This is a genomic window from Streptomyces sp. NPDC086080, assembly GCF_044540255.1.
Classification (GTDB): Bacteria; Actinomycetota; Actinomycetes; order Streptomycetales; family Streptomycetaceae; genus Streptomyces.
The window spans coordinates 64,844-78,923 of record NZ_JBITRU010000036.1 but is presented as its reverse complement, the minus strand read 5'-3'; the positions used below and the strand labels follow the sequence as shown (position 1 = coordinate 78,923).

Annotated in this window: 11 protein-coding genes; 3 read left to right on the top strand and 8 right to left on the bottom strand. The window is 69.6% G+C overall.

Translation table 11 applies throughout. From position 1 onward, the window contains the following. Nucleotides 1-546: 546 nt before the first annotated feature. Entirely contained in the window at nucleotides 547-3,504 is a 2,958-nt protein-coding gene (locus ACIF9R_RS31930) for an FG-GAP-like repeat-containing protein (RefSeq protein ID WP_399985897.1), read from the top strand. A gap of 318 nt (nucleotides 3,505-3,822) precedes the next feature. Here ACIF9R_RS31930 and ACIF9R_RS31925 read toward each other — a convergent pair whose 3' ends face one another. The 7 genes from ACIF9R_RS31925 to ACIF9R_RS31895 all read right to left on the bottom strand — a co-directional run bounded on the left by ACIF9R_RS31925 (nucleotide 3,823) and on the right by ACIF9R_RS31895 (nucleotide 9,069). Beyond that, entirely contained in the window at nucleotides 3,823-4,227 is a 405-nt protein-coding gene (locus ACIF9R_RS31925; RefSeq protein ID WP_399985896.1) for a type II toxin-antitoxin system VapC family toxin, read from the bottom strand. 10 nt (nucleotides 4,228-4,237) lie between these two features. Then, on the bottom strand, nucleotides 4,238-4,474 hold the full coding sequence (locus tag ACIF9R_RS31920; protein ID WP_399985895.1) for a hypothetical protein: 237 nt from the start codon (nucleotides 4,472-4,474) through the stop codon (nucleotides 4,238-4,240). A gap of 140 nt (nucleotides 4,475-4,614) precedes the next feature. Further along, nucleotides 4,615-5,568, bottom strand: coding sequence for an ROK family glucokinase (locus ACIF9R_RS31915; protein ID WP_399985894.1), 954 nt, complete (start codon nucleotides 5,566-5,568; stop codon nucleotides 4,615-4,617). A 134-nt stretch (nucleotides 5,569-5,702) separates the two neighbouring features. Next, nucleotides 5,703-6,272, bottom strand: coding sequence for a DUF5304 domain-containing protein (locus ACIF9R_RS31910; RefSeq protein WP_399985893.1), 570 nt, complete (start codon nucleotides 6,270-6,272; stop codon nucleotides 5,703-5,705). Between the two features lie 58 nt (nucleotides 6,273-6,330). Continuing rightward, entirely contained in the window at nucleotides 6,331-7,515 is a 1,185-nt protein-coding gene (locus tag ACIF9R_RS31905; RefSeq protein ID WP_399985892.1) for an ArsA family ATPase, read from the bottom strand. Between the two features lie 172 nt (nucleotides 7,516-7,687). Beyond that, the gene (locus ACIF9R_RS31900) at nucleotides 7,688-8,131 is read right to left on the bottom strand and encodes an SRPBCC family protein (protein ID WP_399985891.1); all 444 of its coding nucleotides are present in this window, start codon (nucleotides 8,129-8,131) and stop codon (nucleotides 7,688-7,690) included. 140 nt (nucleotides 8,132-8,271) lie between these two features. Beyond that, nucleotides 8,272-9,069: a metallophosphoesterase gene (locus ACIF9R_RS31895; RefSeq protein WP_399985890.1), complete on the bottom strand. Its 798-nt coding sequence runs from the start codon at nucleotides 9,067-9,069 to the stop codon at nucleotides 8,272-8,274. Between the two features lie 296 nt (nucleotides 9,070-9,365). Here ACIF9R_RS31895 and ACIF9R_RS31890 point away from each other — a divergent pair, with 296 nt between their 5' ends. Further along, complete coding sequence (locus ACIF9R_RS31890; protein ID WP_399985889.1) at nucleotides 9,366-11,162, top strand: AMP-dependent synthetase/ligase; 1,797 nt, start codon at nucleotides 9,366-9,368, stop codon at nucleotides 11,160-11,162. 308 nt (nucleotides 11,163-11,470) lie between these two features. Here the strand turns inward: ACIF9R_RS31890 and ACIF9R_RS31885 are convergent, their stop codons facing one another. After that, on the bottom strand, nucleotides 11,471-12,613 hold the full coding sequence (locus ACIF9R_RS31885; RefSeq protein ID WP_399985888.1) for a glycosyltransferase family 4 protein: 1,143 nt from the start codon (nucleotides 12,611-12,613) through the stop codon (nucleotides 11,471-11,473). A gap of 120 nt (nucleotides 12,614-12,733) precedes the next feature. On the opposite strand from ACIF9R_RS31885, the gene ACIF9R_RS31880 reads away from it, so the two are divergent. Continuing rightward, on the top strand, nucleotides 12,734-13,972 hold the full coding sequence (locus tag ACIF9R_RS31880) for a glycosyltransferase 87 family protein (protein WP_399985887.1): 1,239 nt from the start codon (nucleotides 12,734-12,736) through the stop codon (nucleotides 13,970-13,972). The last annotated feature ends 108 nt before the right edge of the window (nucleotides 13,973-14,080 follow it).

Below are 14,080 nucleotides of genomic sequence, written 5' to 3'. Positions count from 1 at the left end.
CGCGTCCGCTCGGGATACGTCTCACCAGCTATGTGCCCGCTCGCCACAAGATCAGGACCCTACCCGACCAAGATCACACTACGGAAGCGACGTTGCGCCTGAGGAGACCGTCGGTGCGGGAATCGGCTCGGGTGACCTTGGAGAGGTCGGCGGCCGTGAGGGTGCCGAGTTCGCCTCCAGTTGTCGGGCGGGTGATCCGACATCAGCCAATCAAGTCCAGCACCCCCTCCACCATGATCAAATGCGGTAAATGCAACCATCTTCGGGCACCTCGGGCGGAGATCATCAGGGACATAGCGGACGCGCGCCGTAATGACTTGTCCCGTGAATACCTCATTCTGTACGGTGCGTAATTGCATTGTCGCCAGGGAGGGGAATTTCACTATGGGATGGACTCACCGTGCTAAGAGACGGATACGCCACGCAGGTCCTGCAGTCGCCGCATTCGCGGCGATAATGCTTGCCCAGATCCAGTTCATGCCTCACGCCGCCAGTGCAGCACCAGCAGCAGCCCTCATGGCTGAGGACTCCGTCACCTCCCTCGCTATGCAGACGAGCGAGGCCCTCGCCGAAGCGGAGGAGACTGGAGAGTCTGTCGAGATACTGGGACAACGGACCGAGACCTCCCAAGTCTTCGCCAACCCGGAAGGCACCTTCACCGAGGAGCGCTACGCGCTCCCCCAGTGGGTACGGAAAGACAAAAAGCTCGTTGATATCGACCCGACTCTGCGCGCTACCGAAAATGGGTACGAAACAAAGGCCACCGAGGTCGACGTCACCTTTTCCGGTGGCGGCTCCAGCCCCATGGCAACGGTGAGTCGAGATGGACGCAGTCTGGCCTTCTCCTGGCCCCATTCCTTGCCGGCCCCCGACATCGACGGTGAAACCGCCACCTACTCGGAAGTCCTGCCCGGCGTCGACCTCAAGCTCCATTCCACGTCCTCAGGCTTCAGCCAGGTACTGGTAGTCAAAACGGCCGAGGCTGCCGCCAATCCGGATCTGCAACAGTTGGAGTACAAGGTCGCCAGCGACGGCCTCCGGCTTGAGGAGGACGGCGCCAACAATCTGCGTGCGGTCAATCCGGCCGGCCAGGAAGTCTTCACTGGTCCGGCCCCTCGCATGTGGGACAGCACCACCAATGTCACAGACCCGGAAGTCGCCACAGCACATCGGGCACACGCAGCAGATGCAGACGACACAGCAGGCACCAGCCCGGAAGACGCCTTCGCTCCACCTCCGGGAAGCCGACAGGCTTCTGTTCCGCTCGATACCGACGGCAAAACCCTCACGCTCACTCCCGACCAGGATCTGCTGAACGGCGCGAAGACCCAGTACCCGGTCTACATCGACCCGTCGATCAGCGGTTCACGCCATTCCTGGACCATCGTCAACAAGAAGTACCCCACCGGTTCGTTCTACAACGGTGCGGGATGGCTCAACTCCGACGGCTCCAAGGGCACCACAACCGCCCGCGCCGGGTACGAGAACGAAACGAACGGTATCAGCCGTTCGTACTTCCGCATGAACACCAAGAACCTGTGGAACACGAACAAGGTCATCAAGGGCTCCACGTTCCGCATCAAGAACACCTGGTCCTGGTCCTGCACCAAGCGCTCCGTCGAACTGTGGCGCACTGGCCCGTTCACCTCGTCCACCACGTGGAACACCCAGCCCAGCAAGGAGACCCTGCTCGCCACCGTCAACGACGCCAAGGGATGGGGGTCGGGCTGCCCGGCCGGGAACCTGGCTTTCGACACCACGGCGGCGGCCAAGTCAGCCGCCGCCAACCACTGGCACACATTCACCCTGCTTCTCGAGGCAGCCAGTGAAAGCGACGTCTACGGCTGGAAGAAGTTCGATGCCAAGTCGGCCGTCCTGTCGACCGTATACAACACCGTGCCCAACGTGCCGACTTCCCTGGACACCTCTCCCAGCGTCGGCGGCTGTGACACCACCGCTCCGTTCACTGTGATCGGTAACACGGACGTCTACCTCACCGCCCGAGTGGCCGACGCTGACGGCGGCACCGTCAAGGCACAGTTCCGCCTGTGGAAGAGCAACAGCCCGGTTGTCGGCGGCGCCGAGATCTATGATCAGATCGTTTCCGCCACCTCCGGCACCGTCGCCAGAGCCCGGATTCCCAAGGCCACCCTGGCGGCCGCGGAAGCTTCCGCAGGCGGCGCCTTCGTCTGGAAGGTCCGCGCCTACGACGGTACTTCCTATTCCGCCTGGACTCCCGCAACCGCGTGCGGCTTCGGATTCGACTCCACACGGCCCTCCAATCCACCGATGGTGACTTCCGCCGAGTTCCCCGACGGCAGCGGCGGCTGGCCCGCCACGACCGGAAGCGTGCGCACCGAAGGCACTTTCACCATCTCCAGCGGGGGCGTCACCGACGTCACCGCGTACCAGTACTGGACGGATTGGGACCCTACGGTACGCTCCGCAGCCCCGTCGGCTCCGGGCGCCGCCACAGACGTCAAGGTGACGCCGACATCAGCGGGCTCCCACGTCCTGTACGCCCGCAGCGTCGACCAGGCGGGTAACGCCTCCGACCGCACGACCTACCTCTTCTACGTCCACAGCCCTCAACTCGCGGACCAGCCCGGCGATCTCAATGGCGACGGCAACAGCGACCTGTACGGTGTGCGCACCGACGGCTCTCTGCGCCTGTACACCGGTACCGGTGACGGTGATGTCGGCGTCTATTCCGCGGCCAGCGCCCTCAGCTTCGACGGCGCCTCCATCACGCACCGCGGCGACTGGACCAACGACGGGTACGAGGACCTCATCGCCCTGAACGGAACAGCCGGCGGCAAGACCCTCCAGCTGTATCCCAACAACGGCTACGGCTACGCCTGCTCCACGGCAGGAGAAGCAGACCCCGCCGGCAGTGGGGCCTGCCCCGGCGGGCGCCAGGAACTCACCGTCTACGACCCTGCCAACAACCACTGGAAGAGCGCCGACCAAGTCATCGCGATCGGCGACGTCGACGGCCCCCTGGACGTCGACAACGACGGCACACCGGACGTTCCGGGCTTCCCCGACCTGCTCGTCAAGGACGGCAACCAGCTCTGGCTCTACTACGGTGCCCACAGTCACCACCTCGACGAAACGACGGAACCCGTCCTTGTCGGAGCTACCAGCTGGTCCCCGTACGACCTCATCGCTCCCGGAGATGTCGACAACAACGGACACGTCGACATCCTCGCCCGCAACAGAACCGACGGTGGCCTCTACCTTTACCCCGGCACCGGCCCCGCCGGGGAAGGTCTCGGCACCGGCCCCAGCCGCATCAAGGTCGGCTCCAACTGGTATCCGACGAACCGTCCGCTGATCACGTCCCCCGCGGATGCCGACAACGACGGCACACCGGACCTCTGGGCCAACAGCCCCGACACCGGCAGCGGCTTGTACTTCTATCCCACCGTCACCACCAGTGGTCACGGCACACCCGTCACCGTCGGTTCCAGCGGCTGGCTCGCCTTCCAGGCATTCAGCTGACACGCGACAGGGCCACGCACTGAGCCTGACGCCTGTGATCGGCAGGCACTCGGCCTGCCGAGATCAGTTTTCATGCGAGACACAGCTGCGCCCGCCGTTCCCGGGGAGGGGAACAGGCGGGCGCAGCCGTGCGTGTGGCCGGAGGCCATTGGGGTCCGGTTCGCGGGCCAGGTCGGCTGCGCCGCCGAGGTCGGCCTTGTTGCCGGATCGGGCGCCGAGGACTTCGACGACCGGGCACCCTTTGCCACTACCAGTCAGCGCTTGTAGAACTTGCAGATCGGGCCGGGCGAGCAGTTCCTCCCGTCGGAAAGGCGACTGTTACTCGGCGCCGAGGATGCGGAGCCCGTGGTGGAGGCGGAAGTCCTCGTAATCCTTGAGATTGAGGGTGGCCAGGGGCACGTCGTAGGTGAGGGCGCTGGCGGCGATCCACATGTCGTTGGTGGGGCGCGGTCGGCCACGCTGTATGCCTGCCGCTGAGAGCCGCCCCCACGTGATGGCGACGGCCTCGTCGCCGGGCAGGACCGGAATGTCGGTGAGCCAGTCGGCGAGTTCCTGGCGGCTGCGGGTCCCCCAGTGGCGGATCTCCATCCACTTGGTGAGTTCGCCGTACGTCACGAAAGTGATCAGCGGCTTACGTCCGATGAGTCGGGTTGCCAGCGGGCCGGTCAGCTTGCGCTTGTGCAGCAGGGACGCGACGTCGGTGTCGAGGATGACTGGTTGCATGCGGCGGCTCTCAGGCGGCGTCGCGGTGACGCTCTGCATACGTGAACGCGAGGAACTCTTCCAGTTCCTTGTCCGACTCGAACGTGTCGGCGGCGAGGTCGTCCAGAGAGCGGATGGGTTGGGTGTTCTTCGCTGCCAGCAACTCCTCGACCGACAGACGCGGCCTTGGCTGCGGGTGGCTGAAGCCCTCAGGGGCGGGCGTGCTCATCAGGACCTCCAAGGGCGGAACCGGCTCCATGGCAAGCATACGGGCGCTGTCTCCTGCTGACATCAGGGTTCGTTCCGGCGCGCGAGCCGTTGAGCGTGTAACTGGTGGAAACGGCTGCGCCCGCCGTCCCCCCGGGGAGGGAATCAGGCGGGCGCAGTCGTGCGTGTGGTGGGAAGGGATTACATGATCGGGTCCGGTTCGCGGGCCAGGTCGGCCGCGCCGACGAGGCCGGCCTTGTTGCCGAGTTCGGCGCCGAGGACTTCGGCGACCGGGCGCCAGTTGCCGCCCACCAGCCAGCGCTTGTAGGACTTGCGGATCGGGCCGAGGACCAGTTCGCCCTCGTCGGAGAGGCCGCCGCCGACGATGAAGGCGGACGGGTCGAAGAGGGAGGCCAGGTCGGCGAGGCCGGCGCCGACCCAGCGGGCCAGCTCGCGGTACGAGTCGACGGCCACCCGGTCGCCCTGGCGGGCGGCCATGGAGACGTGCTTGCCCTCGATGCCCTCCGGGGTGCCGTCGCCGAGGGAGAGGAGCGTCTCCGCGTTCTCCGGGGTGGCGTTGGCGCGCTGCTTGGCGTAGCGGACGAGGGCGCGGCCGGAGGCGTACTGCTCCCAGCAGCCCTGCGAGCCGCAGCCGCACAGCAGACCGTCCGGCACCATGCGGATGTGGCCGAACTCGGCGGCCACGCCGAAGTGGCCGCGGCGCAGCTTGTTGCCGATGATCACGCCGCCGCCGAGGCCGGTGCCGAGCGTGATGCAGATGACGTTGCGGTGGCCCTTGCCGGCTCCGAACTTGTATTCGCCCCAGGCCGCGGCGTTGGCGTCGTTCTCCACGACCACCGGGAGACCTGTACGGGCCTCGACCTTCTCCTTGAGCGGCTCGTTGCGCCAGTGGATGTTGGGGGCGAAGTAGACCTCGGAGCGCTGGCGGTTGACGTATCCGGCCGCGCCGATGCCCACGCCGACGATGTCGTGCCCGGCGCGGGCTCCTTCCACCGCGGAGGCGATGGCGTCCACGATCCCCTCGGGCGTGCCCGGAGTCGGCACCTTGTGGGTCGAGAGGATGTTGCCGTCCTCGTCGACCACGCCCGCCGCGATCTTGGTGCCGCCGATATCGACGCCGATGGTGAGTCCCATGAATCCCTCAGTTCGGTCGAGCCCCGCTACCGCCAACGGTACCCGAGGCGCCGCCCGAGAAGCCCCGGCGTCCATACGGTGGGCTACCCCATGGACACCACGGGTGTCCCGCCGGGGTCGTGAGGGCGGTGATCTCAGTCGAGATCGATGTGCTCGCCGGAGGCGGTGCCCGGGTCGTCGTCGCCGCGGTCACGGCGGTCGTCGGTGGCGCGGGGATCCGTGTCGCGGGACGTCCAGCGGCGCTCCTGGTCCTGGACCGCGGAGCGGTAGGCGGCGAGGAGTTCGTTGCCGGCGGCGGCGAGGTGGTCGAAGACATCGGGGTTGCGTTCGATCACGGGTTCGACGGCGGCCCTGGCCTGCTGGACGACCTGGCGGACGACCTGCCCCGCGGCGGGGCCGGCGACCGCACCGAGGAGCGGGGACTGGAGGCCGGAGAGCTTGTCGGTGACCGCGTCGATGAGCTTCTTCAGCTCCTCGGCGGCGGAGCCGGGGGGCGGGCCGTACTGGGCGCGGCGACGGGCCTTCTCCGCCTCCAGGTCCTCGGCGGCGGCGGTCGCCCACGCGTCCGCGTGGGACTCGGGTGCGGGTTCGAGTGCGGGTTCGGGTGCGGTGTCTGTCGTCCGTACCTCGTCCACCGGCCTGTCGACGCTCTCGTCCCCGGTCTTGTCTGCGGCGTCGTCGGGCGGGGGGAGCTGTTCGCTCATGACGGACTCCTTGACTGCGAGTGGCACTGTCGACGGTACCCGAACGGCCGTCGTCCCTTCAGCGGGTGCGCGGCCACAGTGCCGGATCCGGCCGGAACCGGATGCGCAGTTCGCCCTCGCGCAGGGCCGCGCCGTCGACGGTGCAGCGGCGCAGCGCGGAGGGCAGCGGGACCGTGCGGCGGAACGGTCCGGCGGTGAGGATCAGTTCGTCGCCGCGCCGGATCAGGTCCAGTTCGTCGCGGTGCGCGCCCGGGAGGGGGACGTGCCAGACGAGGACGCCGTCCTCGGCGAGCCGGTCGGTGACCGGCCAGTCGGTGGTGCCGGGTTCCGTCCCGGCGCCGGGTACGGCGAGTTCGGCCAGGTCGTCGGTGCCGCGTGGGTCGCGTCCCAGGTGGGCGGCCCGGTGGACGTCGTACGACTCGCGCCACTCGTCCAGGGTCTTGCGCTGCTGGGCGACGGGGCCGGCGAGCCAGCCGTTCGCGTCCGCGTCGGTCTCCGGCAGCACGCGGGTGGCGATCAGCACATCGGTGCGCAGTCCGCGCAGGGCGAGGCCGAGGGTCGCGGTGCGGATGGCGTCGGCGCCGGTGGGGCCCGGTTCGGCGACCAGGCGTACGGCGGTGTCGCGGTCGGCGAGTACGGCTTCGACGGCGGCGAGTTGGAGGTCCAGGCGGGCCGCCGTCTCGTACAGCCATTCCGCGGGCAGCGGGACACCGGCGAGGCGGCCGAGCATCGGGCGCAGGGCGCGGGCAGCCTGCCGTTCCTGCGGGAGGAGGCGGCGGAGGTAGCGGCGGAGTTCCTCGGGGAGGGCGAGGAGGGTCAGGGCGCGGTGAGTGGGTGGGAGGTCGACCACGAGGAGGTCGTGTGCCTCTGCCTCCTCCGAGAGCGTGGCGTCGCGCAGGGAGCGCAGGATGGCGAGTTCCTCGGCGCCGGGGAGCGGGGAGGCCTCCTCCGGGTCGAGGCGGGTGGCGCCGAGGAGGTCCAGGGCGGAGGCGGCGCGGTTCTGGAGCGCGGTGAGGTCGGTGCGGAAGTCGGTGTCGGGGGCGATGCGGCGGGCGGTGAGGCGGGGAGTGATCTCGGTGGGGGCGGTTCCGACGGGAGTGCCGAGGACCGCGCCGAGGGTGTCCGTGCGGTCGGTGCCGAGGAGGAGGGTGCGCGTGCCCTCGCGGGCTGCGGTGAGGGCGGTGGCGGCGGCGGTCGTGGTGCGGCCGCTGCCGCCGGGGCCCGTGATCAGGAGGGTGCGCATGGGGGTGAACGGTAGCGGAGCGCGTGCGCGGCGGGTGAACGGTCGCCGGGGCTGGGCGGGGGGGGTGCCGGGGCTGGGCGGGGGTGGGTTGCGCTTGCCCGCGCTTGCGGGGTGCCGCTGCGCCCACCCGTGCCGCCCCAGCGGCACGACTGCCCGCAACTGGGGGGGAGCGTTACTTCGAGGTTGACTCCACGCGCTTCTTCAGGCCGGCCAGGGCTCGGTCGATGATGACCTTTTCCGCCTTGCGCTTGATCATGCCGAGCATGGGGATCTTGACGTCGACGGTGAGGCGGTAGGTGACCTCGGTCGTGTCGGGGCCTGCCGGGGTGAGGATGTAGGAGCCGTCGAGGGAGCGGAGCATCTGGGACTTCACCAGAGTCCAGGAGACCTCGTGGCCGCCGGTCCAGGTGTACGCCAGGGTCTGGTCGTCCTTGATGGCGCCCGCGTCCATGACGAGACGCACCTGCTCGGCGCGGCCCTGTTCGTCGGTCTTGAGGACCTCCGCCTCCTTCACCTCACCCGTCCAGTCGGGATAGCGGTCGAAGTCGGCGATCACCCCCATGACGTCGGCCGGTGCCGCCTCGATCGTGATGCTCGAGCTGGTGTGTTCCGCCATCGCCGTGGCTCCTCCGGATGCGGGCCGGTATGCGTCATCGCCGTGCGTCAGCCGCACAGCTCACGCGCGTGCAGCGGAAGGCTACCGTGCGCCGGACCGGCGGATCCCACCCGACCTGGGGCATCCGCCCCCTTCCGGCCTCACCACTCCAGCGCCCAGGGCCGTCCGGTGCTCGCGAAGTGCCCCACGTTCACGCATTCGGTGGCGCCGATCCGCATCCGCCGTACCAGCGGCTGGTGCACATGACCGAAGAGGGAGTAGCGGGGCCGGGTGCGGCGGATGGCGTCCAGCAGGGCCCGGCTGCCCCGCTCGAAGCGGCGGGCGACGGTGTCGTAGACCAGCTCCGGCACCTCCGGCGGGATGTGGGTGCACAGCACGTCGACCTCGCCCACGGCCTCGATCTTCGCCGCGTACTCCTCGTCGCCGATCTCGTACGGCGTGCGCATGGGGGTGCGGAGACCGCCGCCGACGAAGCCGAAGGTCCAGCCGCCGATCTCCACCCGCTGCCCGTCCAGGACGGTGGTGCCCGGGCCCGCGTACTCCGGCCACAGGGGCGGCATGTCGACATTGCCGTACGTCGCGTAGGTGGGCGTGGGGAAGGCGGAGAACAGCTCGGCGTACTGCTTGCGGACCGCCTTCTCGATCGCCGCGGGCTTGTCCATGTCGATACCGGCCCACAGTCGCCGCTGGAAGTCGCGCGCCTCGTCGAAACGGCGGGCGGTGCGCAGCTCCACGATCCGGTCGGCGTTCCCGGTGCCGAACAGGTCGGGGAAGATGCCGCGCGAGTGGTCGGCGTAGTCGAGGAAGAGCACCAGGTCGCCCAGGCAGATCAGGGCGTCGGCGCCCTCGCCGGCGCGCGCCAGGTCGCGGGCGTTGCCGTGCACATCACTGACCACGTGGACGCGTGCGCGCCGGTTTCCGCCTGGTGTGGATGCCATGCCGATCAAGAGTAATCGTGTGTGGCGGGCGTGAACAATGGCGGGCCTACCTGCGGTTACTGGCTCGGTGGTTGCGGGGTGGACTACTGTGCGCAATGGAACACCAACCTGTGTGATGCGGCGAACATCTGCCCGGGACCCCCTGTCGTAGAGGCCCTACCGGCGGGTAACGTCCGGGCAGTCCAGTCGTGCTCGGGATTTCAACTTGTGAATTCGCGAGCACCCGCCCGAGCCTTGGACCGCACCGTCGCATCGCACAACGTCGTGGCGCCGGCGCCCTAAGAGGAGCAGCAGTCTTGCGCGAGTTCAGCCTTCCGGCTTTGTACGAGGTCCCTGCGGACGGCAATCTGGCCGACATCGTCCGCCGAAACGCCGCGCAGCATCCCGATGTCGCCGTCGTCGCCCGCAAGGTCGGTGGTACGTGGCAGGACGTGACGTCCACCACGTTCTTCGCGGAGGTACGGGCTGCCGCGAAAGGCCTGATCGGCGCCGGTGTGCAGCCCGGTGACCGGGTCGCGCTGATGTCCCGCACCCGTTACGAGTGGACGCTGCTGGACTTCGCGATCTGGAGCGCCGGCGCGATCACCGTGCCGGTGTACGAGACCAGCTCGGCGGAACAGGTGGCGTGGATCCTCGGCGACTCCGGCGCCACCGCCTGCTTCGTGGAGCTCGACACCCACGCGGCGACCGTGGACTCCGTACGCGACCGGCTGCCCGCGCTGAAGAACCTGTGGCAGATCGAGGCCGGTGGCCTGGACGAGCTGAACCGACTCGGGCAGGGCGTCACCGACGGGACCGTCGACGAGCGCAGTTCCGTCGCGAAGGCGGACGACCCGGCGACGATCGTCTACACCTCCGGCACCACCGGCCGCCCCAAGGGCTGTGTGCTGACCCACCGCAGCTTCTTCGCCGAGTGCGGCAACATCGTGGAGCGGCTGCGGCCGCTGTTCCGCACCGGCGAGTGCTCGGTGCTGCTCTTCCTGCCGCTGGCGCACGTCTTCGGGCGGATGGTGCAGATCGCGCCGATGGTGGCGCCGATCAAGCTGGGCCTCGTGCCGGACATCAAGAACCTCACCGACGAGCTGGCCTCGTTCCGGCCGACGCTGATCCTCGGGGTGCCGCGGGTCTTCGAGAAGGTCTACAACTCGGCGCGCGCCAAGGCGCAGGCCGACGGCAAGGGCAAGATCTTCGACAAGGCGGCGGACACGGCGATCGCCTACAGCCAGGCGCTGGACACGCCGTCCGGGCCGTCGGCCGGCCTGAAGATCAAGCACAAGGTGTTCGACAAGCTGGTCTACGGCAAGCTGCGCGCGGTGCTGGGCGGGCGGGGCGAGTACGCCATATCGGGTGGCGCGCCGCTGGGTGAGCGGCTGGGCCACTTCTTCCGCGGTATCGGCTTCAGCGTGCTGGAGGGCTACGGGCTGACCGAGTCCTGCGCGGCCACCACGTTCAACCCGTGGGACCGGCAGAAGATCGGCACGGTCGGCCAGCCGCTGCCCGGCTCGGTCGTCCGGATAGCGGATGACGGTGAGGTGCTGCTGCACGGCGAGCACCTGTTCAAGGAGTACTGGAACAACCCGGGCGCGACCGCCGAGGCGCTGGCCGACGGCTGGTTCCACACCGGGGACATCGGCACGCTGGACGAGGACGGCTATCTGCGGATCACCGGCCGGAAGAAGGAAATACTGGTGACGGCGGGCGGCAAGAACGTCGCCCCCGCGGTCATCGAGGACCGGATCCGGGCGCACGCGCTGGTCGCGGAGTGCATGGTGGTGGGTGACGGGCGGCCGTTCGTGGGCGCGCTGGTCACCATCGACGAGGAGTTCCTGGGCCGGTGGGCCGACGAGCACGGGAAGCCGACGGGGTCGACGGCGGCGTCGCTGAGTGAGGACGCGGATCTGCTGGCCGCGATTCAGTCGGCGATCGATGACGGGAACGCGGCGGTGTCGAAGGCGGAGTCGGTGCGGAAGTTCCGGGTGCTGCCGGCGCAGTTCACCGAGGAGTCGGGGCATTTGACTCCGTCGTTGAAGCTGAAGCGGAATGTGGTGGCCAAGGACTACGCGCACGAGATCGAGGCGATCTACGCGAAGTGAGGCGGGCGGGGGCGCGGTGGCTCGACGGCGGCGGGTGCGGCTGCGGGTCGAGTGTGGCTTGGCGCGCAGTTCCCCGCGCCCCTGAGGGGCGGGTTGAGTGCGGCCTAACGCGCAGGTGCCCGCGCCCCTGAGGGGGTGCCACGACGGCGGCGCCCGCCCGTGCGGGTTGAGTGTGGCTTGGCGCGCAGTTCCCCGCGCCCCTGAGGGGCGGGTTGAGTGCGGCCTAACGCGCAGGTGCCCGCGCCCCTGAGGGTCGGGTTGGGTGGGGCCTGGAGTGCAGTTGCCCGCGCTCCTGAGGGGCAGGCTTGTCAGAGGAGTTTCTTCAGGTGCTCGGCCAGGAGGTCCCAGCGCCATTTCTCCTCGACCCAGTCGCGGCCTCGTTCGCCCATTCTGTGGCGGAGTTCCTCGTCGGCCAGGAGGGTGGTGAGGCGGTCGGCGGTCTGGGCGGGGTCGTTGCCGGGGACGACCCAGCCGGTTTCGCCGTCGAGGACCGCGTCGGGGGCGCCGCCGGAGTCGCCGGCGACGACCGGGAGGCCGGTCGCGGAGGCTTCCAGGTAGACGATGCCGAGGCCCTCCACGTCCAGGCCCCCGCGCCGGGTGCGGCACGGCATCGCGAAGACGTCGCCGGCGCCGTAGTGGGCGGGGAGTTCGGACCAGGGGACGGAGCCGGTGAAGCGGACGGACGCGGAGACACCGGTGTCGTGGGCGAGCCGGCGCAGGTCCTTCTCGTACGGGCCGCCGCCGACGATCAGCAGTACCGCGTCCGGTTCCGCGGACAGGACCGCGGGCATCGCCCGGATCAGCGTGTCCTGGCCCTTGCGCGGCACCAGCCGGGAGACGCACACGACGACCGGGCGGTCGGTCAGGCCGAGGCATGCCCGTACCTCCTCGCCGCCCGAGCCGGGGTGGAAGGTCTTCTCGTCGACGCCGGGCGGCAGTTGCACCATCCGGGACGCCGCCTCAGGGGTGAGCGCGGACGCGATCCGGGAGCGGGTGTATTCGCCGAGGTAGGTGATCGTGTCCGTGGACTCCCCGATACGGCGCAGCAGTTGCCGTGCGGCGGGCAGCTGGGCCCAGCCCGCCTCGTGGCCGTGGGTGGTGGCCACGATCCGCTCGGCGCCCGCGCGGCGCAGTGCCGGCGCCATCAGGCCGAGGGGCGCCGCCGCCCCGAACCACACCGAGGTGCACCCGTGTTCACGCAGCAGCCCGACGGCCCGCCGGGTGGCGGCCGGGGTGGGCAGCAGCATCGTCGTACGGTCGCGTACGACGGTGAAAGGCTGATCGGCGTCGAAGGCGGCGGTCGCCTCGATGCCCTCCCGGGAGCGCTTCCAGGTGGAGGCGTAGACGACGAGGCGGTCCGGGTCGAGCCGTAGCGCCATGTTGTGCAGGAACGCCTGGATGCCGCCGGGCCGGGGCGGGAAGTCGTTGGTCACGATCAGGGTCTTGTGCATCGCCGCCGACCCTATCGAACGGCGGTTCCGCCCTCGTCGCGGCGGTGGTGTGTGGCACGTACACCGGGGTCCGGGACATCATGGCCCCTCACGGCAGCACACCGCACGGACAGGAATCACGTGAAGACGACAGCCGCACGAGGGTCCCTCGCAGGGCTTCTGGTCATCTGGGGCCTGACAAGGACGGCACTGCTGCTGTGCGTGCTGAAGGTGATCGCCTTTCCGGGGCCGGACGTCACCAGTGATGTGTCGGTGATCTACCAAGGCTGGTACGACGTCCTGAGCACCGGAACGTTCCCGCTGGACGACGTGACCTGGCAGTACCCGCCCGCGGCGGCGCTGGCGATCCTCTCCCCCGGTCTGCTGCCGTTCCTGGAGTACGCCACCGCGTTCTTCGTGCTGGCCTGCGTCGCCGACCTGGTCACGCTGGCGCTGCTGCTGTACGCCGGCCGCGGCCCCGGGCGGGCGCGGCGCGGGGCCTGGGTGTGGGTGGTGGGTGTGCCGCTGCTCGGGCCGACCGTGTACGCGCGCTACGACGTGATGGTGACGGCGGTGGCGGTGGGCGCGCTGCTGGCCGGCGCCCGGCATCCGCGGGTGATGGGTGCGCTGGCGGGCTTCGGGGCGCTGGTGAAGGTGTGGCCGGCGCTGCTGCTGCTCGCGGTGCGGGGGCGTGGGGCATGGGTGTCGGCGGTGGTGACGGGGGGCGGGGTGGCCGCGCTGTTCGCCGTGCTGATGCCGGGGGCGTTCGCGTTTCTCGGCTTCCAGCGGGACCGGGGGACGGAGGTGGAGTCCCTGGGGTCGCTGGTCTTCCATGTCGCGCGGCATCACGGCTGGGAGGGCGAGGTGCTGCTCAACTACGGGTCGGTGGAGTTTCTCGGGCCGTATGTGAGCTGGGTGAGCACGGGGGCGTTGTTCCTGACGGGGGCGGCGCTGGCGTGGCTGGTGCTGTGGCGGGTGCTGGCGACTCGGTTCGAGCCGCACACGGTCGCTGACGCGGCGTTCGTGGGGGTGCTGATGTTCACCGTCACGAGTCGGGTGATCAGTCCGCAGTACATGGTGTGGCTGGTGGGGCTGGGGGCGGTCTGTCTGTGCTTCCGGGGGAGCCGGATGGGGGCGCCGGTGGGGATGGTGCTGGTGGCTTGTCTGGTGACGGTGCTGGAGTTTCCCGTGTGGTTCGCCCATGTGGTGGCGAGTGACGCGCTGGGGATCTCGTTGCTGGTGCTTCGTAATGGGCTGCTGGTGGTGGCGACGCTGGTCGCGGCGCGGGTGCTGTGGCGCGCGAGCGTTCCGGAGCGGCGTGAGATCCCGGCGGGGCCGGGGCGGCCGACGTGGGCGACGGAGACGGCGGTCTCGCGCTGATCCTGCGGGGCTCGCGGGGGCGCGGGGTTCGCAGGGACGCGGGGTTCGCAGGGACGCGGGGGTGGGTGTGGGCCGGGGGGTGTTTGCGCAGCCCGGCGTTTGCGGGGT